This window comes from Paenibacillus lentus (assembly GCF_042714055.1).
Lineage (GTDB): Bacteria > Bacillota > Bacilli > Paenibacillales > Paenibacillaceae > Fontibacillus > Fontibacillus lentus_A.
This window is the reverse complement of the sequence record NZ_JBHGVC010000014.1, coordinates 17,125-38,094: the sequence shown is the minus strand read 5'-3', so window position 1 is coordinate 38,094 and position 20,970 is coordinate 17,125. Positions and strand designations below refer to the sequence as shown.

Annotated in this window: 20 protein-coding genes; 13 read left to right on the top strand and 7 right to left on the bottom strand. The window is 49.3% G+C overall.

Going from position 1 to position 20,970, the window contains the following annotated elements; all coding sequences use genetic code 11:
* Positions 1 to 72: 72 nt before the first annotated feature.
* From ACE3MQ_RS23130 to ACE3MQ_RS23115, 4 genes are all read left to right on the top strand, one after another.
* Positions 73 to 1,137, top strand: a complete 1,065-nt coding sequence (locus ACE3MQ_RS23130; protein WP_379397196.1) for an ABC transporter substrate-binding protein — start codon at positions 73 to 75, stop codon at positions 1,135 to 1,137.
* A 31-nt stretch (positions 1,138 to 1,168) separates the two neighbouring features.
* On the top strand, positions 1,169 to 2,086 hold the full coding sequence (locus ACE3MQ_RS23125; RefSeq protein WP_379397195.1) for an ABC transporter permease: 918 nt from the start codon (positions 1,169 to 1,171) through the stop codon (positions 2,084 to 2,086).
* The gene (locus ACE3MQ_RS23120) at positions 2,086 to 2,880 is read left to right on the top strand and encodes an ABC transporter ATP-binding protein (protein ID WP_379397194.1); all 795 of its coding nucleotides are present in this window, start codon (positions 2,086 to 2,088) and stop codon (positions 2,878 to 2,880) included. The genes ACE3MQ_RS23125 and ACE3MQ_RS23120 overlap by 1 nt, the downstream gene beginning before the upstream one ends.
* 335 nt (positions 2,881 to 3,215) lie before the next feature.
* Positions 3,216 to 3,623, top strand: coding sequence for a NusG domain II-containing protein (locus ACE3MQ_RS23115; protein WP_379397192.1), 408 nt, complete (start codon positions 3,216 to 3,218; stop codon positions 3,621 to 3,623).
* A gap of 14 nt (positions 3,624 to 3,637) precedes the next feature.
* Here the strand turns inward: ACE3MQ_RS23115 and ACE3MQ_RS23110 are convergent, their stop codons facing one another.
* Positions 3,638 to 4,504, bottom strand: coding sequence for a TIGR03943 family putative permease subunit (locus ACE3MQ_RS23110; protein WP_379397190.1), 867 nt, complete (start codon positions 4,502 to 4,504; stop codon positions 3,638 to 3,640).
* A 33-nt stretch (positions 4,505 to 4,537) separates the two neighbouring features.
* On the bottom strand, positions 4,538 to 5,629 hold the full coding sequence (locus ACE3MQ_RS23105) for a permease (protein ID WP_379397188.1): 1,092 nt from the start codon (positions 5,627 to 5,629) through the stop codon (positions 4,538 to 4,540).
* Positions 5,630 to 5,834: 205 nt separating this feature from the next.
* Here ACE3MQ_RS23105 and ACE3MQ_RS23100 point away from each other — a divergent pair, with 205 nt between their 5' ends.
* The 4 genes from ACE3MQ_RS23100 to ACE3MQ_RS23085 all read left to right on the top strand — a co-directional run bounded on the left by ACE3MQ_RS23100 (position 5,835) and on the right by ACE3MQ_RS23085 (position 9,974).
* Positions 5,835 to 7,052 carry a GTP-binding protein gene (locus tag ACE3MQ_RS23100; protein ID WP_379397185.1) on the top strand — a complete coding sequence of 406 codons (1,218 nt, stop codon included), beginning with the start codon at positions 5,835 to 5,837 and terminating at the stop codon, positions 7,050 to 7,052.
* 105 nt (positions 7,053 to 7,157) lie between these two features.
* Positions 7,158 to 7,874 (top strand): metal ABC transporter ATP-binding protein, encoded by a 717-nt coding sequence (locus ACE3MQ_RS23095; protein WP_379397182.1) that lies wholly within the window; start codon positions 7,158 to 7,160, stop codon positions 7,872 to 7,874.
* The gene (locus ACE3MQ_RS23090; protein WP_379397180.1) at positions 7,811 to 8,680 is read left to right on the top strand and encodes a metal ABC transporter permease; all 870 of its coding nucleotides are present in this window, start codon (positions 7,811 to 7,813) and stop codon (positions 8,678 to 8,680) included. Before ACE3MQ_RS23095 ends, ACE3MQ_RS23090 begins: the two co-directional genes overlap by 64 nt.
* Before the next feature lie 46 nt (positions 8,681 to 8,726).
* Positions 8,727 to 9,974, top strand: coding sequence for a metal ABC transporter solute-binding protein, Zn/Mn family (locus ACE3MQ_RS23085; protein WP_379397178.1), 1,248 nt, complete (start codon positions 8,727 to 8,729; stop codon positions 9,972 to 9,974).
* A 53-nt stretch (positions 9,975 to 10,027) separates the two neighbouring features.
* Here the strand turns inward: ACE3MQ_RS23085 and speD are convergent, their stop codons facing one another.
* Positions 10,028 to 10,837: an adenosylmethionine decarboxylase gene (gene speD, locus ACE3MQ_RS23080; protein WP_379397176.1), complete on the bottom strand. Its 810-nt coding sequence runs from the start codon at positions 10,835 to 10,837 to the stop codon at positions 10,028 to 10,030.
* A 167-nt stretch (positions 10,838 to 11,004) separates the two neighbouring features.
* Between speD and ACE3MQ_RS23075 the strand changes: the two genes are divergently transcribed.
* Positions 11,005 to 11,571, top strand: a complete 567-nt coding sequence (locus ACE3MQ_RS23075) for a GNAT family N-acetyltransferase (RefSeq protein ID WP_379397174.1) — start codon at positions 11,005 to 11,007, stop codon at positions 11,569 to 11,571.
* A 75-nt stretch (positions 11,572 to 11,646) separates the two neighbouring features.
* On the opposite strand, the gene ACE3MQ_RS23070 is transcribed toward ACE3MQ_RS23075, so the two are convergent.
* Complete coding sequence (locus tag ACE3MQ_RS23070; RefSeq protein ID WP_379397172.1) at positions 11,647 to 12,240, bottom strand: 50S ribosomal protein L25; 594 nt, start codon at positions 12,238 to 12,240, stop codon at positions 11,647 to 11,649.
* 402 nt (positions 12,241 to 12,642) lie between these two features.
* Here ACE3MQ_RS23070 and ACE3MQ_RS23065 point away from each other — a divergent pair, with 402 nt between their 5' ends.
* The 3 genes from ACE3MQ_RS23065 (at position 12,643) to ACE3MQ_RS23055 (ending at position 16,276) form a co-directional block, all read left to right on the top strand.
* Complete coding sequence (locus ACE3MQ_RS23065; RefSeq protein WP_379397170.1) at positions 12,643 to 13,215, top strand: TetR/AcrR family transcriptional regulator; 573 nt, start codon at positions 12,643 to 12,645, stop codon at positions 13,213 to 13,215.
* A gap of 19 nt (positions 13,216 to 13,234) precedes the next feature.
* The gene (locus tag ACE3MQ_RS23060) at positions 13,235 to 15,202 is read left to right on the top strand and encodes a serine hydrolase domain-containing protein (RefSeq protein WP_379397168.1); all 1,968 of its coding nucleotides are present in this window, start codon (positions 13,235 to 13,237) and stop codon (positions 15,200 to 15,202) included.
* 87 nt (positions 15,203 to 15,289) lie between these two features.
* The gene (locus ACE3MQ_RS23055) at positions 15,290 to 16,276 is read left to right on the top strand and encodes a zinc-dependent alcohol dehydrogenase family protein (RefSeq protein WP_379397166.1); all 987 of its coding nucleotides are present in this window, start codon (positions 15,290 to 15,292) and stop codon (positions 16,274 to 16,276) included.
* An 86-nt stretch (positions 16,277 to 16,362) separates the two neighbouring features.
* On the opposite strand, the gene ACE3MQ_RS23050 is transcribed toward ACE3MQ_RS23055, so the two are convergent.
* The 3 genes from ACE3MQ_RS23050 to ACE3MQ_RS23040 form a co-directional block, all read right to left on the bottom strand.
* Positions 16,363 to 18,423 (bottom strand): glycosyl hydrolase family 18 protein, encoded by a 2,061-nt coding sequence (locus ACE3MQ_RS23050; protein ID WP_379397164.1) that lies wholly within the window; start codon positions 18,421 to 18,423, stop codon positions 16,363 to 16,365.
* A 433-nt stretch (positions 18,424 to 18,856) separates the two neighbouring features.
* Positions 18,857 to 19,378 carry an ankyrin repeat domain-containing protein gene (locus ACE3MQ_RS23045; protein WP_379397162.1) on the bottom strand — a complete coding sequence of 174 codons (522 nt, stop codon included), beginning with the start codon at positions 19,376 to 19,378 and terminating at the stop codon, positions 18,857 to 18,859.
* Between the two features lie 77 nt (positions 19,379 to 19,455).
* Positions 19,456 to 19,830 (bottom strand): MerR family transcriptional regulator, encoded by a 375-nt coding sequence (locus ACE3MQ_RS23040; RefSeq protein ID WP_379397160.1) that lies wholly within the window; start codon positions 19,828 to 19,830, stop codon positions 19,456 to 19,458.
* 131 nt (positions 19,831 to 19,961) lie between these two features.
* Here ACE3MQ_RS23040 and ACE3MQ_RS23035 point away from each other — a divergent pair, with 131 nt between their 5' ends.
* The gene (locus ACE3MQ_RS23035; RefSeq protein ID WP_379397158.1) at positions 19,962 to 20,879 is read left to right on the top strand and encodes an aldo/keto reductase; all 918 of its coding nucleotides are present in this window, start codon (positions 19,962 to 19,964) and stop codon (positions 20,877 to 20,879) included.
* Positions 20,880 to 20,970 lie beyond the last annotated feature (91 nt).

Sequence of the window (20,970 nt, the reverse complement as noted above, 5' to 3'; positions counted from 1 at the left end):
TAGCAAGATCATGCTTTCGTGGCCTAAATCTTTATGGGGGATCTATTATTGTTTGAGAGAGGGGTTATCGAAGTGAAAAAGAAATTAGGGGTACTCTTGGCCATTGTGGCTATGCTAGTTACAGTGATCGGCTGCGGCAGCAATAACGCTGGAGGCAATAACTCAGGCAGTCCAGCAAATAACAGTGCACCGGGAGCAGAGGCGCCAGCAGATACGAGCAAGGAGAGCTATAAAGTTGCGATCTCGCAAGTCGTCGAGCATCCGTCTCTGGATGCAATTCGCGAAGGATTTCTAGCTGCGCTTAAGGATGCGGGCATCGTAGAAGGGGAGAACCTGAAGCTCGACTATAACAACGCGCAGGGAGATCCGACGAATTACATGACGATTGCGCAAAAAATTGCCGGAGATAAATACGATCTCGTTCTGGGGATTGCCACACCTTCTACGCAAGCTCTCGTGAGCCAGGTAAAGAACTCACCGATCCTGTTCGGCGGGGTTACTGATCCGATTGATGCTAAGCTGGTCGATAATTTGGAGAAGCCGGGCGGCAACGTGTCCGGGGCATCCGATACGAATCCGGAGGCGATTGTCCAGTTGATGGATTTCATCGCCGAGCATTTCAAGGACGTGAAGACGGTTGGCGTCGTCATGAACCAAGGCGAGCCGAATGCTGTTATCATGGCCGGACACGCCGAGAAGGCGCTGGAGAAGCATGGGATCAAGCTAATCAGGGCATCGGCAACGAACACGTCTGAGGTGAAGCAGGCGGCAGAATCGCTGGTTGGCCGCGCTGACGCTCTGTATACTACGCTTGATAATACGGTTGTCGAGGCGGTCAGCACAGTCATTCAGGTTGCGAATGAGCATGATATTCCATTCTTCTCGAGTGACCGTGATACGGTGGAGAAGGGCGCTTTCGCTACAGTAGGTTTTAAATATTATGATCATGGGTACCAGGTTGGGGAAATGGCTGTAGCTGTGTTGAAGGAAGGCAAGCAGGTCGGCGACATGCCGGTAACCGTTCCTGACAAGCTCGACCTGATCCTGAATTTAAAGGCGGCTCAGGAACAAGGGATCGAAGTCACCGATGCGATGAAGGATTTGGTCAAAGACAAGGAGAACAACTTGCTTGAATAGGCTGGTTTCAATTATTTAGGAGGTACTCATCATGGTGAACTCGTTAATCGGAGCTCTCGAATCCGGCCTGCTCTATGCGCTTATGGCACTCGGAGTATATATTACCTTTCGGATTTTGGATTTTCCGGATCTAACGGTCGATGGAAGCTTTACAACGGGCGGTGCTATCGCTGCGGTTATGATTACGAAAGGTGCCGATCCATTAACGGCTACCTTATTAGCTTGCTGCGGCGGCATATTAGCCGGTATAGTGACCGGGCTGCTCCATACGAAAGGCCGCATTAATGGATTATTGTCAGGGATATTGATGATGATTGCGCTGCACTCGATAAATATGCGGATACTGGGAAAGCCGAACGTAGCTCTGCTTGGCGAGAAAACGATCTTCAGTTCCATTTCTCCGCTGTGGCTAATGCCGTTTGTCGTTCTTGCGATCAAGCTGCTGCTGGATCTGTTCTTCAAGACGGATATTGGCTTGGCGCTGCGCGCCACCGGCGATAACAAACGAATGATTCGCAGCTTCGGCGCGCATACGGATTCCACGATTATTTTAGGCCTGAGTTTGTCCAATGGACTCGTCGCGCTGTCGGGAGCGTTAATTGCCCAGCAGTCGCAATTTGCGGACATATCATCAGGGATTGGCATGATCGTCATCGGGCTCGCCTCCGTCATTATCGGAGAAGCGATTCTCGGCGCGAGAACTGTTTTCTTTGCCACGCTGGCTGCAGTGATCGGTTCGATCGTTTACCGTATGGTCGTAGCCCTGGCGCTGCGGATCGATTGGTTCGAGCAAACGGATTTGAAGCTGATTACCGCAGTGATCGTCATCGTTGCTTTGGTGCTTCCATCCATGCGCCGCGCATCGAAACAGCGCACGCTCGGCCGAAGACGTTCCAGAGAAATCGTGGAGACGACTGGTGAAAATGCAGGCTTTGGAGGTGGGCGCTAATGCTGCAGCTATCGAATGTATCCAAGCTGTTTCATCCCGGGTCGCCGGATGAGAAAATTGCGCTTGTCAACGTCAGCTTGCATTTGAAGCCCGGCGACTTCGTAACTGTGGTCGGGAGCAATGGGGCAGGGAAGTCCACCTTGATGAATATGATCTCCGGCGTGATCAAGCCCGATGTAGGAGAAGTCTGGATTGCCGGCAATGAAGTCAGCCATTTGATCGAGCATCAGAGAAGCCGCTGGATCGGCCGGGTCTTTCAGGATCCGATGGCGGGTACAGCGCCGAATATGACGATTGAAGAGAATTTGGCGATGGCGTATTCCCGGGGCAAGAAGCGGGGGTTGGGCCTTGGCATCAATTCCTCCCGCCGCGTCATGTTCCGTGACCAGCTAAGCCGTCTTGGCATCGGGCTGGAGAATAGGCTGCGGGCCAAGGTCGGTACGTTATCCGGCGGAGAACGCCAGGCGCTCAGCTTGCTCATGGCTACTTTTACCCAGCCGCAAATTTTGCTGCTGGATGAGCACACCGCTGCCCTTGATCCGGCGCGGGCCGAGCTGGTGACGAAGCTTACACAGAGCATCGTGAACGAGCTGAAGCTGACGACGCTGATGGTGACGCATAACATGGAGCAGGCTATACGTCTTGGCAATCGTCTCATCATGATGGATAAGGGGCGTATCATTCTCGATGTGAATGAAGCCAAGAAAAAAACGCTAACGATGGAGCAGTTGATTGGCGAATTCGAGAGAATCAGCGGTCACAAGCTGTCCGACGACCGTGTCGTGCTCGGGTAAGGCAACTACAACCGTACGAAGCGCGGGTGTAATAAACGTTATAGTTGAGATTAAAGGAACAAGCTGTCGGGAGAGCTCGGCATTCGCAGTTTTGTCAGCATCATGAAAAGCTGCTGTATCATTACGTATTGCGTAATGGTGCAGCAGCTTTTTTTAGTTGGATGGTGGGGGTAGTACGTTACTAGATAGCTGTATCAAAAGAGATTGACAAAACGGAGGGGAAATTTTTAATATTTGTTTATGAATAAATCGTAATTATTACAGATTACCGAATAGTGATCGAAAACAGAGTTTGAACTCCAAATTATACTAAAAGGATGAGGGAGAAGACAGGCATGCTTAAGCTGAAACGAGGCGATATTGGATTGATCGTACTGCTGTTGGCGGCTGGTTTCATTTGGCTGGGGGCTCGCCATGTTCTTGAGCAGAACCGGACGTATAATCCAAACGAATTAAGTGCAGTTATTACGGTCGACGGCGAGCTTTACCGAACCGTTCCTCTGAGCGGAGAAGAAGAGGAAATTGAGATTAAAACGGCATTGGGACATAACATTCTTAGAAAATATAATGATGGAATTCAAATGGTTTACGCGGATTGCCCTAAGAAAATATCGATGGCCATGGGGGTTGTTTCCAGACCTAACGAGACGATTGTATGTGTGCCCAACCGAATTTTCGTAGAAATCATAAACGACGGAACGACAGAGCTGGACGAGGAGGAGGTCGATGCTTACGTACGCTGAGACAGTGAAGCTCGTTAATTTATGTCTGAATCCCAAGCTTCGAGCGGATGATCATTCGGATATACGTAGGGAGTGTCAGGACGAGGAATCTCGCGTATTTCCTCCGCCGAGACCGCGATAATTTCCCTGCCGTCACGGATGATTGTTTGCAGTGTTCCTTGCACTTCAATCCAGGCATCCCGTTCGAACCGGAGGGAAGGCTGAGCGGAATGGACGACGACGCCAAAAGGGTAGGCATCCGCCGTGCAGCATTGTACAAGAAATCTTCCAACAATAAATACCCCCCTGTTGTCTGAGCCAGGATCGTCATATGCGAAGCCGCTTAGCTTTATGGTTTTTCCTTTGAATTTCTCTTTAAATAGCTCGATAGCGCCTATCGTTTCAGAAAAAATTTCCGGTTTAACTTCAATGACCTCGGCGGGATATAATTTCTTGGCCAGCTCAGCGAATTCCGTATTGTACTTGTCCGGAGATATGAATATGTCATTAAGATGCTCCGAGTTCAAGAGGGGAGAGGTGAGCAGCATGCCCTTTTTGTCAGCAGCCATGCTTCCCATGGCGTGATCTGGTAAAAATATGCCAAGCAGGAGCGGAAAAAGGAAGAGTGCGTAGACGGCGGTATTTTTCAATTTCGAACTAGGCGAATGGTGTTCACAGCCGCAAGCTGTGCTGTCCCTGTTAAGTAGTGCCTGGCAGGCGAGGCACAAGGACATGATGGCTAATGGAATGGCGCTATAGCGTATCCAAGGCTCCATTTTTGGAGCGATGTAATAATGCAGTGTGCCGCTTTTGGACAAATGGGCGATAAACAAGGCAAAGGCGAGCAGAATAAAGCTTTTTGCTAGCTGCTGCCGCCGCTGTGCTCTTGGGGTCTCCTTCATTTCTGTAAACCTCCTTCGTTTAAGGAATGGACACTAACTTAAATAAAGCTTGCCCACGACTACCGAGCCGATAAATACGACTGTGCAGATAAGAAAGGCGAAATAGAGCACGAATTTGACCCGGAAGACGGACAGGAGCATCAGGATGTTTTTGAGATCAAGCATGGGCCCGAATACGAGAAAAGCCAGCAAGGAGCCTCCAGAGAACGTATGCGTAAATGCAGAGGCTACGAAAGCGTCAGAGGTCGAGCATAGCGATAGTAAGAAGGCAAATCCCATCATGAATATATAGGAGCTGACCGGCCCGCCGCCGACGGCGACAAGGCTTTCTCTTGGAATGAAGGTTTGAATGGCGGCTGTAATGAGACAGCCCATGATTAAATATTTTCCCATATCGAATACTTCATCAGCCGCATGGATGAATATGGACGTCATTTTCCCCCTTTGCTCCGAATGCCCAGTCTCGTGCTTGTGAGGATGTGCGTGGTGCGTATGATCATGCATATGAGTGTGCTGGTGATCTTGGCGGTGAGTACGATGGTTGTGATGGTGCTGAATAGATGGATCGGAAAGGGATTTAGTTTTCAGAGGGCTGCTATTCCAGGTGGCATAGATCATCCAGCCGATAACTGCTGCGACAAGGAAAGCTAATCCCATTCTTGCATATACCATTTCAGGATGGAGGCGGAAGGCCATATAGGTAGCGCCGTACACGACAGGATTCACAATAGGGCCGGCAAGGATGAACACGGCTGCGATGTATACGGGCATCCCCTTTTGGATGAGCTTGCGAATAAGGGGAATCATTCCGCATTCACATACCGGAAATATGAATCCTAGGGTACAAGCGAATAGAATGCCGACGGCAGGGTTTTTCGGAATCCATTTGCTTAACGTATCTTCAGAAATATAATGATGCACAAGTGAGGAGAGCAGTGCCCCGATGAGCACGAAAGGGAGTGCCTCCAGCAAAATGCCGATAAAGCTTGTCTTGAACAAATGTATGTAATTAAAGTCCATCGAAACCGAGGCCAGCAGAGGGGGAACGATAACGATGAGGCAGGCCGCTACTAAGGCGGCGGGAAGCAGAAATGGAAGCCACCGCGATGGGTTCATTTGGTTCATAGCAATCTCCTTAATATTTCATAGGTTTAGCTTAATCATAATAATTACTATTAATGAAAATCGGGGTTCAGAACATAATTTCATGATATTTAATGGGCGTACTCGATTGACAAATGGCAACCAGGGTATTATATTAGGGTTTGTTAATCGTAATAATTACGATTAAATGCGCTGGATCATATTGATTAACGAAGGGAGATAAGGAATGACGGATCAACAAATACCGGTTACTGTACTCTGTGGGTACTTGGGTTCCGGGAAAACTACGGTGTTAAACCACGTGCTGAACAATCGCCAGGGGCTGAAGGTTGCCGTTATTGTCAACGATATGAGCGAAATTAACATCGATGCAGGGCTAGTGGGCGCAGGAGCTAATTTATCGCGCACGGAAGAGAAGCTGGTGGAGATGTCTAATGGATGCATTTGCTGTACTTTGCGCGATGATTTGTTGCAGGAGGTGCGGAAGCTGGCGAAAGAGGGGAGATTTGATTACATACTTATCGAATCTACCGGCATAAGTGAGCCGATTCCGATTGCTCAGACATTCACCTATGAGGATACGGAGACAGGAATAGATCTTCGCAGCCTGGCCAGGCTTGATTGCCTGGTGACCGTCGTGGATGCATATCGTTTCTGGCATGATTTCTCTTGTGGAGAGACGCTGCTGGAGCGGGGCGAGGCCAGCGGGGAAGGGGATACGCGAGATGTCGTAGATCTGTTAATCGACCAAATCGAGACCTGTAATGTGCTGCTGCTGAATAAATGCGACTTAGTCTTAAACGAGGAACTGGATGAGCTGGAGGGCGTATTGCGGAAGCTGCAGCCGACCGCCAAAATCATTAGAACGCAGAATGGCAGCATTGATCCTAAAGAAATATTGAATACGGGTTTGTTTGATTTCGAACGGGTGAGCACATCCGCCGGCTGGATTAAGGAGCTGCAGCAAGAAGGCCATACCCCTGAAACCGAAGAATATGGTATCAGCTCCTTCGTATATCGTAGAGCTAGGCCGTTCCATCCTGAGCGGCTGGCTGGGTTTATGGGCGATTGGCCTGAGGAGGTCGTACGGGCAAAAGGATTAGTCTGGATCGCGGCAAAGGCGGATTTGGCGGCGAGCTTAAGTCAGGCTGGATCATCGATTCAGTTTGGGCCTGCCGGGCGGTGGCTGGCTTCCTTTTCCGAGGAGGAGCAGCAGGAGGTCTTCCGCAGCGAGCCGGAGATTTTACGGCGATGGGATCAAGTGTGGGGGGATCGACTCAACGAAATTGTCTTTATTGGCATTGATATGAACCGTCCGAAAGTAGAGAAATGGCTGGATCGTTGTCTTTTGACGGAAGAAGAGATGAACTTGGATTGGGCTGTCTTTCATAACCCGCTTCCGTGGATCAGTGATGAGGAATACCTGGCCGCCAGCATGGACTAGGTAGAGATCGAAAAATACGTTTTATTGCGAAGCCAGATAGGAAAATTGCAGGTCGTAGTGTCGTTTTTGTTAATCGTAATTATTACGGATAAAGAAGGGGATAGAATGATTTTGTCTTCCATGCGGAATGTCGTGTTCGGCTACGGGGATACCCCTGTGCTGAGCGGCATTTCTCTGGATATTTACAAAGGAGAGTTTGTCGGAATTACCGGGCCTAATGGAGCTGCTAAGACAACGATGCTGAAACTGCTGCTCGGCTTGCTTAAGCCGTGGAGTGGGACAGTGCGAATCTATGCCGAAGCGTTAGAGAGTCAGAGCTTGAATATCGGCTACGTACCGCAGAACGTGGCTTCTTTCAATAGCGGCTTTCCCAGCCGGGTGCTGGAATTGGTCAGGTCGGGCTGCTATTCTCGGCTAGGGCTGTTCAAGCGATTTACGGCGGAGCAGCACGATATCGTCGAGCAGAGCTTAAAGCAGGTGGGCATGTGGGAGTACCGGCAGAGTAAAGTCGGGGAGCTTTCGGGTGGGCAAAAGCAGCGAATATGCATCGCTAGAGCTTTGGCGGGACAGCCTAACGTGCTTATTTTGGATGAGCCTACAGCGGGAATGGATCAACAGGGAAGAATGGGCTTCTACCAGCTTATGCGCCACTATGTATCCGAACACGGGATGACAGTGATTATGGTTACGCATGGACTAGAGGAGTCAGGCCAATATTTGGATCGCATTATTTCGCTGGAACAGCAGGAGAGCGAGGGATGGCAATGTTTGAGTACGAATTCATGCAGCGTGCGTTTTGGGCCGGAGCTTTCCTTGGAATAATCGCTCCCGTTCTAGGCGTCTATTTGATGCTCAGGCGTCAGGCGCTGATGGCAGATACGCTGTCGCATGTTTCTTTGGCGGGAGTAGCACTCGGTTCCATTCTTGGGCTACATCCAGTGATTACGGGTATCGCTGCCGCTGTGTTAGGCGGAGTACTTGTGGATGGACTAAGACGGGCTTATCGAACATACAGCGAAGTGCCTGTAGCGATTGTTATGACTTCTGGACTTGCCCTTGCCATTGTTCTTATGAGTCTGCAGAGCAATTTAAGCAAAAGCTTCAGCTCCTATTTGTTCGGGTCGATCGTTGCGGTAAATAATACGGGATTGTGGTGGATCGGCGGAGTAACATTAGCGGGCGTGGCCTATTTTTTCGTGTTGCGAAGACCGCTCTATAATATGACCTTTGATGAAGAAACGGCGCAAATCGGCGGTTTGCAAGTAAAATGGCTATCCTTTTCATTTGCCGTGTTAACGGGGATGACGGTAGCGGCGGCGATGCCGATCGTCGGCGTTCTGCTCGTATCGGCGCTTATGGTTCTGCCAGCCTCTCTCGCGCTCCGAGTAGCCAGCGGGTTCGCGATGGCTTTGCTGGTTTCGGTCTTGGTCGGATGGGTGGGGATTTTCAGCGGCTTGACTATTTCTTATTACGTTAGTATTCCGCCGGGCGGAACGATTTCGCTTATGCTGCTGCTTTTGCTATTATCCGCCATGCTTGCGCAAAAGTTAAGGAGAAGGCGGGCCAAATCTAAACAAGGAACAATAGTCGCGGGCCAAGAGAGATGGGTCGCTGTCGATAAGGACTAGTTTTAAGAAAAATCCGAATTGAAAATATTGAAGGAGAGTGGAGTCTGTGAATAAATCAGGAAGCGGAGCAAGGAATACAGGGAAAAGGATAGGGATTAAAGGAATCGCTGCCGCCTCATTGCTGCTTGCCATTATGATGGTGATATCGGCTTGCGGGGCAAAGGGGAATTCCGGTTCTAACGGTGCTGAAAAATCGGAAGCTGTATCATCGGGCGTTCGTACCTCCGGTACGGAGAACAAACTGAACATTCAGGTAAGCTTCTATCCCATGTATGAATTTACGAGACAGGTTGCCGGAGATTTGGCTGATGTGGAAATGCTCGTCCCGAGTGGCGTTGAGCCGCATGATTGGGAGCCTGCGCCGCGGGATATTGCAAAATTGGAGAAGGCCGATGTATTCATCTATAATGGCGCTGGCATGGAGGGCTGGGTTGAGCAGGTTCTATCTGCTGTCAGCAGTGACAAGCTCATCACAATCGAAGCCAGTCGTGGACTCGATATCATTGAGGAAACGGAAGCACATGATCACCATGATGACGGAGAGCATGGGCATGCTGAAGGTGAGGCTCACGATCATACGCATGATCACGCCGATGGTCATGGACACGAACATGAGCATGCAGAGGACAACGATGGCCACGAACACGATCATACGCAGGATCACGCCCATGGTCAAGGACACAATCATGAGCATGCAGAGGACAACGATGGCCATGAACACGATCATGCGCATGCAGAGGACAGCGATGGCCATAATCACAGCCATGGCGGGTTGGATCCGCATGTATGGCTCTCTCCGGCTTTGGCGATTAAGGAAGTCCGCAATATTGAAGCTGGCCTTTCCCAGGCCGCCCCAGAGCATATAGAACAGTTTAAACAGCATGCGGATGCATATGTCGCCAAGCTGGAGGCATTGGATCAGGAATTCAGAGACACTTTGACTACGGCTAAGCGCAAGGATTTTATTACGCAGCATGCGGCATTCGGGTACTTGGCGAGAGAATACGGACTTAGACAGGTGCCGATTGCAGGGCTGTCGCCGGATCTGGAGCCGTCAGCGGCAAAAATGGCGGAGATCGTCAAATTTGCACGTGAAAATAATGTGAAGACTATTTTCTTTGAGACCCTGGTATCCTCCAAAGTAGCTGAAACGATCTCGAAAGAAATCGGCGCCAAGGCTGCTGTGCTTCACACTCTCGAAGGGGTGACGGAGGAAGACTTGAACAATAATTTGGACTATATCGCCATCATGCGCCAAAATTTGGCGGCACTACAGACAGCGCTTAATGAGTAGGATTGGGAACGCCAGCGTATTGATCAGCAATAACAGTAATTGACTAGCCATAACTAGGATGAGATATTTCTGCCATAGAAAATCTCATCCATTTCGGTTTTGAGCCGATCAGTGATTTCTGTCTGCTCCTCCAAGCTCAATTTATCCTTTGTATAGCCGAACAGATAATTGTTCAGGTCAAATTTTTTCAGCTTGCATTTTGTATGGAAAATATGCTCCTGATACACGTTCACGTCAATCATTTGGTAGGCATCAATGACCTCATCGGGGATATAGTTCTGAATGGAGCTGATCTCATGGTCAATGAACAGCTTTTGCCCATTAATATCCCGCGTGAATCCGCGAACCCGATAATCGATCGTCATAATGTCCGTATCGAAGGAATGGATTAAATAATTGAGTGCCTTAAGCGGTGAAATTTCCCCGCAGGTGGACACATCGATATCCGCCCGAAACGTACTGATTCCTTCATTTGGATGATATTCGGGATACGTATGAACGGTAATATGGCTCTTATCCAGCTGCAAAACCACGTTGTCCGGCAGCGGCCCCGGCGACTCCTCAAAAGATTCCGTCGGAACCTCCACGACTGGCCCCTCGGATACGAGCACGGTCACACTCGCTCCCTGCGGGACATAGTCCTGCTTCGCCACATTGAGAACATGGGCTCCGATGATATCGGATACGGCCATCAGAATCTGGGTCAGTCTATCGGAATTGTACTGCTCGTCAATATATTCAATATAGGCTTGACGCTCTTCTTTTGTTTTGGTGTAGCAAATGTCGTACATATTGAAGCTTAAAGACTTCGTCAAATTGTTGAATTCATGCAATTCTATTCGCTGCTCGGGTGTCAGTGTCATAGTGTCCTCCATTTCAATGTGATATGCCCTAATTATCTTTATACCCATTCTTCCTTATCCCTAACGATTGAAAAAAAATCTTCCCGCTCTATTAAACTTTTTGCCGATCGGCCGCCCAAAAGATTATAATTGGCTGGAGACATTCATTTCGTAAAAGGGGCGATGCAATGAATCTTCACCGTATTTTCGACTCATTCCCGGTACTGGAATCCAGTGACCTGATCATGAAGAAGATTGAGCTCAGTCATCTTGACGAGGTATATTCCATTTATAGCAACGACAACGTATTTGAATATTGCGGAATTATTCCCAAGCATAACATAGAGACAGTCAAATCGATGATCGGGCATTTTGAGCGGGATTTCACGAAGCGCTCCCGGATAAAATGGGGCATTTTCAAAAGACAGGACGACACCAAATTGCTTGGTATTTTGGAAGCCTTTGATTTCAATCCGAAGGTGAACATGGTGACCATCGGCTATTTTCTGTCAGAGTCGTACTGGGGGCAAGGGATTGCCACGCAAGCGGTTCAGGCGCTAGTAAAGTTTCTTTTTGAAAACGCTCTCGTAAATCGTGTCCAGGCGGACGTGATGCCCTCCAATGATGCTTCCAAGAAGGTGCTGCTCAAAAATGGCTTCAAAAAGGAAGGCGTGCTGAGGCAAGCTCATTTATGGTCTGGCAAGGGCGTGATCGACTTGGAGATCTACGGCATTCTGAAAGAGGATTACGCATAATATCCTTCTAAGCTATTAGAAAAAGCGGCAGGCCCAGCATGATGCCGGGCCTGCCGCTATGATTTGCATTTATGGTTATTCCTCTGCCGACTCGTCCTGTGCTTCAAGATCTTCCGCTTGGATTCTTGGTGTAACGACAGAAACCAGAAGCTCTTTATCCGAAGACAGCAACGTTACTTCAGGAGGAAGCTCAATATTTCCAACTAGAAGTGAATCGCCAATTTCCAGCTCGCTAATATCGACGCTGATTGATGACGGCAATTGGTGAGGCAATGCTTCGACCTCGATGAACGTGCTCTGCGTTTGTACGATTCCGCCTAGCTTTGTACCCTTAGGGGTACCGACGTAATCCAGCGTTACTCTCGTTCGAACGAGTTCATCCGTCCTTACGCGGAGGAAGTCAACATGAATATATTCGCGCGTCACAGCATCCCGCTGCAATCCTTCGAGCAAAACAGGGATTTTATCAGTGCCTCCGACTTGAACTTCCAATAACCCTGATCCTCCGCCTCTGACCCAACGTTGAAATTCCTGCGATGAAATATGAATCATGTCACTTTCTTTGTTCAATCCCATAACTACTCCCGGCAGACGTCCCTGATTGCGTAGACGCTTTAGACCGGACCTATTCATTGGTGATCTTTGTTCCGCTGCAAAACATGCTCTCATCACTACAACACTCCTTATATTTCAACAATAATATTTTGTGCTCCCAAAATCTTTATCCGTCAATGAACATTGATTTCGCCCCCTGCTCGGGGGATATAAAGAGCACCATGACATCACCGCCTTGGTTACATTAAATGTTAATAGATGCGTATATACATGAAGGCATCTCGCTCCGGCGGAGCGAAATGCCTTGTTATTTTACGATAGCATAAACCCAGTGGTATGTCGACAACTGTTAGCTGTTATTCATCAAATTGTATCAGTTTCCAGTATTATACTCTAGGCTGAGAGGATGATTGTTTTTTTAAAGGAAAATATTGACGTTTAGCATCATTGCATTTAATATATCAAGTGATATGTATCATGTGTTCTACATGGTGTCGAAAGGAGAGTGAGCAGGCCATGCCGCCTCAAACGAAATTTTCCAAAGAAGAGATTATTCAGGCCGCCTTTGAAATTGCCAAGGTGGAAGGGCTGGATCAGATCACCATTAGAAAAGTAGCTAATCGGCTGGGCAGCTCCATTGCTCCGATCTATGTCAATTTTGCAAGCGTGGAAGAGCTGATTCAGGCCGTCATCGGTAAAATTTCCGAGCTTAGCAGGGAAATACTGCGGGAACAGGACACGGGCAATCCCTTTCATGACATTGGCGTAGCCAGCTTGCGGTTTGCTAAAGAATATAGTGTACTGTTCAGGGATCTGGTGATGAAGAGAAACGATCACATGAAGGATTCAGATCAAGATATGGCTTCGCTCCTCGTCGAGCAGATGAGGGGGGATTCTGATCTAGCCGGCTTCACAGACGAAGAATTAAAACTTATTTTATTAAAAATGAAAATATTCCAATTAGGACTGTCAGTCATGATCGCAAACGGATTGCTTCCCGATTCCTTCAGCGAAGAGCAGGCCATTGCGATGCTGGACAGTGCTGCTGCTGATGTGATTGCGGGCGCTCGCTTGCGACAAGGATTTTGATTTTTAGGGGAGGTTCGATATGCGGAGGCTGTGGACGTTTGTTCCTTTATTCAGTTTATTGCTTGGCATGGTGCTGTTTCCCGGCAAGGCTGTTCAGGCCGGCAATCAGGAGAGTAAGGCAAATTTTACAGATACGGATATAGAAGCTTTTATCGATCAAGAAATGAAAATACAAATGGAACGATTCAACATCCCGAACGCCGCTGTAGCTGTCGTGGCCGATGGAAGGGTTGGCGTCAGCAAAGGTTACGGATATGCGGATTTGCAGCAGCAAACCCCCGTTGATTCGGAGCGTACGCTTTTTCGGATAGGCTCAACCTCGAAGCTATTCACATGGATCGCCGTCATGCAGCTTGTGGAACAGGGGCAGCTGGATCTGGAAGCGGATATCCGTACATACTTGGATTTTCAAATTCCCGGCCAGCTCCATCACGCCTCCTCCCAAGAGCCGCTTGCGCCTATCACATTAACTCATCTGATGACGCATACCGCCGGATTCGAGGATTACCCGGACACTATTTTCAGGCTGGAAGAGCAGCAAATGCTTCCCCTTGCCGATTATTTGCAGGTCTATATGCCGAAGCGTGTATTCCCGCCGGGAGAGGTGGCGGCCTATTCCAATTACGGTACAGCTCTGGCTGGGTACATTGTTGAGAGAGTATCGGGTCAGCCCTTCGCGGACTATATCGAACAGCATATTTTTACCCCGCTGGGGATGAAACATAGCAGCTTCCGCCAACCGCTCCCGGTACAATTGCAGCCCGATATGGCTCGAGCCTATCGCTTCGTTCAAGAAGAATACAAGGAGGGGCGATTTGAATATGTGCCGGAGCCCGCTGGCGGCATGAGCAGCTCGGCCTCCGATATGTCCCGATTCATGCTGGCCTATCTGCAAGGGGGACGTGGTCAGGCAGGGCGGATTCTTGCCGATGAAACGATTCGCTCCATGCAGAATCAGCAGTTTACCCAACATCCGCTGCTGAGTGGTACAGCGTTTGGTTTTATAGAGGGCAGCTTCAACGGGGAGAGAACGCTTTTTCATGGCGGAAGCACCATGCTGTTTGATACGGGGCTGTATTTAATTCCCGAGCACAAGGTGGGATTATTTGTCTCCCTCAGCGGGGGCAGTTACCTTGCGCATACCGGGCTTTTTCAAGCCTTTATGGATCAATACTATCCGACAGCCGCAGCGCATGATCCAAATCTCACGCCTCCCGAAGGTACTATGGAGCGCTCCCGCCAATATGTCGGGGAATACCAGCAGAACCGCCGCAGCTTTACGACCTCGGAACGATTTCTGAGCTTGACGATGGGGCTCATTCATGTGCAGATGGATAAAGAGGGCTATTTGATTGTGAACCATGCAGGAGAAGCCAATCGCTTTGTGGAAATAGAACCCGGCATCTACCGCAATCTCAGGGAGCACCGGACACAGGATTATTATGGCGACTTCAAGACGATCGTGTTTGGCACCGACCCCATGGGGAATACGATGCTGATGTCCGACGGCCCGATGACTTACTCAAAAGCTCCTTGGTATGCCACGAGCTCCTTTACATTCCTGACCTTGATTGCCGCTCTACTATTTATTATCATTTCCCTTATATTTTGGATGCTTCGAGCGATATTTCGCCTGATGAGACGTTCCCGTATTCAGCAGCCTAGATGGGCCAATGCCGGAGTAGGAGCAGCGATTGGTTTCGGCGTGCTGACTGTAGCCAGCCTGGTCGGAGTCGCCCTGAACGGCCAAATCGACCCGGTATACGGTCTGCCAAATGCCGCGCTTGGCATTTTACCTTCGTGGAATCCTGTGCTGGATGTACTTCCATGGCTCATGGTCGAAGTCGGGGCAGCCTTGCTTATTTTCGCTTTATTAGCTTTGTGGAGAAGATATTGGAAAATTTCCGGGCGTATTCACTACATTCTGTTTACCGCCTCGGCCTGGATCGTGTTATCGCTGTTTATGTACTGGCAGCTCATTTCATAATAAATTTACATTTGATGAATGATAGTATATTTCGGATGAGTAGAAGTGAATAACCGCAGTAGGACATAGCGGGAGAGGGGCGTTAGCGTGGAAAACCAATATATTACTTTTCGTGAATTTGGAAGTCCTGGCGACGTCCTAAAGATTGAGCAAAGGAGCATTTCCGGCCCGCAGCAGGGAGAGGTGCTTGTGAGAATGATAGCCCGGCCTATTAATCCATCCGATCTGATACCGATCCGGGGGGCTTATTCGCATCGCATACCGCTCCCCGGCATTCCGGGGTATGAAGGCGTGGGCATCGTTGAAGCTGTGGGCGAGGACGTCGACCAAGAGCTGATCGGCAAGCGCGTGCTCCCCTTGCGTGGCGAGGGCACATGGCAGCAATATGTAAAGTCGCCGGCGTCATGGGCTGTGCCGCTCCCGGATTCCGTCGCGGATGATACCGCGGCACAGCTATATATAAATCCGGTAACCGCCTGGCTTATTTGCCGCGAAATACTGCACTTGCAGCCGGACGATGTTCTCATTGTCAATGCGAGCGGTTCTTCGCTTGGCCGGATATTTGCGCAGCTATGCAAGCATTTCGGCATTCGGCTCATCGCCGTGACGAGGAATGATCGGCACGCGAAAGAGCTGCTTCAGCTCGGGGCAGCCTCTGTGATCAATACGAGGGATACTGCTCTGCTGCCAGCCCTAATGGAGCTGACCGGCGGCCTTGGTGCGAACGCAGCCGTCGATATGGTCGGGGGAGAGCCCGGTACGGAGCTGGCTTGCTGCGTACGCGCAACTGGCATTTTCGTGACATTGGGGCTATTGTCGGGGGTTCCTTTGGATTGGGCTGAAATAAAGCGCAAAACGAATGCAAGGGCGACCATGTTCCATCTTCGGCATTGGAATGAGACGGTCAGCGTTCAGGGCTGGCAGGATACTTTTCGTGAGCTGATCTCCTTGACACAAGCGAAGAAGCTGTTGTTGCCGCCGCCGCGGTTGCGCTTTGAACTGTCAAAGATAAGCGAGGCCGTGCGTGCGGCTGAAAGCAATGAAGGCAATCAGGGGAAATGCTTTCTTATTTAATATTGGAATGATAGTTTGATAGATAAAAAAACAGCAGCCAAGAGATCACCTCTTTGGCTGCTGCTTTGGTCTGCTTTTCTTCTATTCTACAGCAATCCCCATAATGCAGGGACGTTGGCTGGTTCCCACCCTGGCAGGGATGTATGGGGCTGGATGCAATAGTACGTTTTGCCTCCGTAGGTAACCTGATCGTTCACCTTGTAGCTGACGTTGGGTGCCCAAGGAGCGGCGTTTCCGCTGTCTGCATCGGTGGTTTCCGTAACCGATGCGCCTTCCGATACATTGCCCGCCGCATCCTGTGCTTTCACGATGAAGGTATAAGCCGTATTCGGTGCAAGCCCGCTGATCGTAGCGCTTGTTCCCGAGGCGTTGACTTCGTTCGAGCCATAACTGACCGTATAGCCAGTAACACCTACGTTATCGGTAGAGGCCGCCCATGAAAGGCTTATGCTTGATGACGTTTTTCCAGTTACTTGAAGATTTGTCGGCGCTGTCGGCGGCGTTGTGTCGCCTGAGTCCGGATTCGTCGTGACGGAGAGCGGACTGCTAGGGGCGGATACGTTGCCCGCCGCATCCCGTGCTTTCACCGTCAAGGTATAAGCCGTATTCGGTGTAAGCCCGCTGATCGTAGTGCTTGTTCCCGAGACGTTCACCTCGTTGGAGCCATAGCTGACCGTATAGCCAGTAACGCCTACGTTATCGGTAGAGGCGGTCCATGAAAGGCTTATGCTTGACGATGTTTTCCCAGTCACTTGAAGGTTTGTCGGCGCCGTTGGCGGCGTTGTGTCCGTATTACCCGAGCCAGTAGACAAGTCACTCGCCAGCTTATTCAAGAGTGTCTTGTTCCGGTCGCTGCTGAACTCCCAGAACATGGCCCCGCCAAGTCCTTTGCTCTTGATGAAGCTTGTTTTGTGGCCAAAGGATTCAACATCGTCATAAGAAATATATGTGCGGTTCGAGGCGTTGTACAAGTACGGCACTTTGGCCGCGTCGTTCCAATACCGGGTATATCCGTTCTTGTTAATATATTTCGATTCCAGGTCGCTGAAATCGAAAACGCCGGATTCCCATGTCCCATTGGATACTCCTGAGCAGTTTTGATATTGACCGTTTCCACTATTGCCGCAATTGGCCCAGCCCTTTCCATAGAACGGCATGCCTAGTACAATTTTGCTAGCCGGAACGCCTGCATCCAAGTGGCCTTGCACTCCGGCGGCTACATAAAATGTCGACGCATTGGGAACTCCTGCGGCGGCTGCGGCAGGATCGTGGTAGAGAGGAGCGTTATGCGCGCTAATGGTCTGCCATCCTCCATTGAAGTCGTAGGTCATAATGTTGATCCAGTCGACAATCGTAGCAATGTTCGCGAGCTCGGTATTTTGCGCAAATGATGGTCCGGCACCCGAAGCGATGGTCAGAAGATAGGTTTTGCCGTCTGCAGCTCCGGCCGCATTGAGCTTCTCGCGGACTTTTTGCAGCAGCAGCGTATAGTTCTGCTTATCCTCAGCTCTCACGCTATTGCCTGCCAAGCCGCCGCTAACCGGGTATTCCCAGTCCAGGTCAACGCCGTCAAATTGATATTTGCGCAGGAAATCGACCGCCGAATTAGCGAAATTCTCGCGGGTCTGAGCGTTCGCCGCTACATCGGAGAAGCGGTTCGACCAGGTCCAGCCGCCGACGGAAATAAGCGTCTTCAGGCCCGGGTTTTGTTGCTTCAGCTTAATAAGCTGTCCGAGATTCCCTTTTAAGGGTTTGTCCCATGTGTCGCCGGGAAATGATTTCTGAGCGTCGATCCAGGGATCGCCTAGCACAATTGTTCCGTTCGGAACGTTGATCGATCCGACCTCGTCCTGACAAGTCCATGTAACTGGATTTGGTCCGGTAGGATCTGGGTTTCCGTGTCTTCCGTTCCAGCAAATATCCGCAAATGCATAGTTGATATGCGTCACCTTGCTGCCGTCTATGTCTGTAACATTGTAGTTCCGTTCATAGGCCCCCCAAGATGTATAATACCCGATGATTTTGTAATCCGAAGCCGCTTCCGCTTTTTGCCCTCCGTAGGCTAAGGAGGAAAACAATGATAGAATCACGACAAATGCCAACAGGACGATACTACCCTTTGAAAATGATTGTTTACGCAGTGTCATTACTAAAATCCACCTCTTTCTCATAGTTTTTTTTGGTGCATGTACCATATAAAACGGCAAATCTATGAGTCTATCACCTCCTTCATGGAATGATCAGCAAGGCAAAACCCAATGCTTATGTCTATGGGATGCGAGCGGCAGCTGATAATCAAGATGAGGATCATGAAAGAATAAGAGCGATCGGCGGGTAATTATAAAGCGTTTTCATTTTTCGGTGAAAAGGTAAGTTGGATTCTATTGGTTTAATTTAACTATCATTGTAAATGGTAGATTAAATCCCATAAAGGGAGAGGTTTGTGTAGTGGAGGGAGAAAAATCTGTTATCATTCAATTATTGCAATTAAAAATGTCACAAGACCTTCGGATTCGTGAGGGAAAAAGGGGCGGATTTACGAAATTTCCTAAAGGGGATTGAGATCAGCCCTGTTGTCTATCATAACAGGGCACCGTGTTCCCGAAGCAGCTCTGCTACCTTATGATTTCCTTGCTTAATAGCAAGAGATAAAGGAGTTTCGCCATCTTCAGCCTGAGCGTTTACATCTGCGCCGTTTTCAATCAACAAGGAGATGATTTCTACATTATCCTCGTGAAAAGCAGCGGTATGCAGACAAGTATGACCATTGCTGTCTAGAATGTCGGTCTTGGCGCGATGGGCAAGCAGCAGGCGGATGACCTCCAAGCTCCGTTCCCCTGCGATGGCGGCATGCAGAGCCGTATTGGAGGGAATATAGGAAACTTTTGAATGAGACACCGCATTTACATCGGCTTGGTGATCCAACAGGATCTGTACCGCTTCTTTTTGGCCGAAATGAGCTGCATACCCTAAGGGAGCAAGTCCATCGTTATTTTCCGCATTCGCCAGATGGGGGTGAGCTTCCAAGAGTTCTTTCAGCCGGGCTGCATCGCCGGATTGAACGGCTTGAAAAAACTCATTGAGGATTGGGGATAAGTCCATTTTCATTCGCCTCCATTTGCATCATTTGGATAAGCTATACTATTGATTATTCCAAAGACCTTGCTCAATTGCAATAGTCAAGGGCGAGTGTGCTCCTCATACTGCGCGGTGAAGTGGTTGATTTTCATCGTCACTTTTTGCAGGTGCTTTTCCATCGTTTTGATTTCATCTTCTACGCTTTTTTTGTGCTTGATTAACATCTCGCAGCGCTGCTTTAGCGTATCGCCGCCTAGTAGGCTTAAGTCAACGAATTCCTTGATTTGCTTTATAGGCATACCGGTTTCCTTCAGGCAGCAGATTAATCCCAGCCACTCCAAATCATCATCGGAGAAGCGGCGAATTCCGCCCTCGCTTCGTTTGACGAACGGCAGCAGGCCTTCTTTTTCATAATAGCGCAGTGTGTGACTGGCCAGTTTGGTGCGTTCAGATACTTGTTTAATGGAGTAGCTCATTGGCATCTTCCCTTCATATATTTCAAACAGGAGCAGCAAACTCTTGACTTGAAGTTAACTTTAAGCTTTAAAATTCTATTGTACAATACATGATGATGATTCAAAAGGTCAAGACGAGGAGGATATAAACGATGAGAACAATGAAACTTGGAACCAGCAACCTAGAGGTGCCGGTGATTGCCGTTGGCTGTATGCGCATTAATTCGCTGGGACAAGCTGAGGCGGAGAAGTTTGTTCGGACGGCGCTCGAAGCCGGTGCAAATTTCTTTGACCACGCAGATATTTACGGCGGGGGCCAATGCGAGGAGATTTTCGCCGATGCGATCCAGATGAATGACGACGTCCGCGAGAAAATCATCCTGCAGTCCAAATGCGGCATTCGCCAGGGGATGTTCGATTTCTCTAAAGAGCATATATTAAATTCGGTAGACGGTATCCTGAAAAGATTGAAAACGGATTATCTCGATGTGCTGCTATTGCACCGTCCCGATGCTTTGGTGGAGCCGGAAGAGGTGGCAGAGGCTTTCGACCAGCTTGAGAGCTCAGGCAAAGTACGACACTTCGGAGTATCCAACCAAAATCCGATGCAGATCGAGCTTCTTAAAAAGTATGTAAAACAGCCGCTAGTTGCCAACCAGCTGCAGTTGAGCATCACGAACGCAACCATGATTTCAAATGGAATTAACGTCAATATGGAGAACGCTGCTGCAGTGAACCGTGATGGCAGCATTTTGGATTATTGCCGATTGCATGATATCACGATTCAACCATGGTCGCCTTTCCAATACGGTTTCTTCGAGGGTGTATTCCTTGGCAGCGAGAAGTTCCCGGAGCTGAACCGGAAAATCGATGAAATCTCCGCGAAATACGAGGTTTCCAACACGACGATCGCGATTGCGTGGCTTCTCCGTCATCCGGCGAAGATGCAGCCGGTGACCGGGACGATGAATCTGGAAAGAATCCAGGATTGCAGCAAGGCAGCCGATATTACGCTAACCCGTGAAGAATGGTACGAAATTTACCGCGCTGCGGGGAATGTGCTTCCTTAAGTGGAGCGAGGAGTAAGTAAATTCAATCGGCTCAAGCCATAAAGTTTCTGTACGTTTGTGAGAAACAATAGTAAAGCGGGTGCATGTTCAA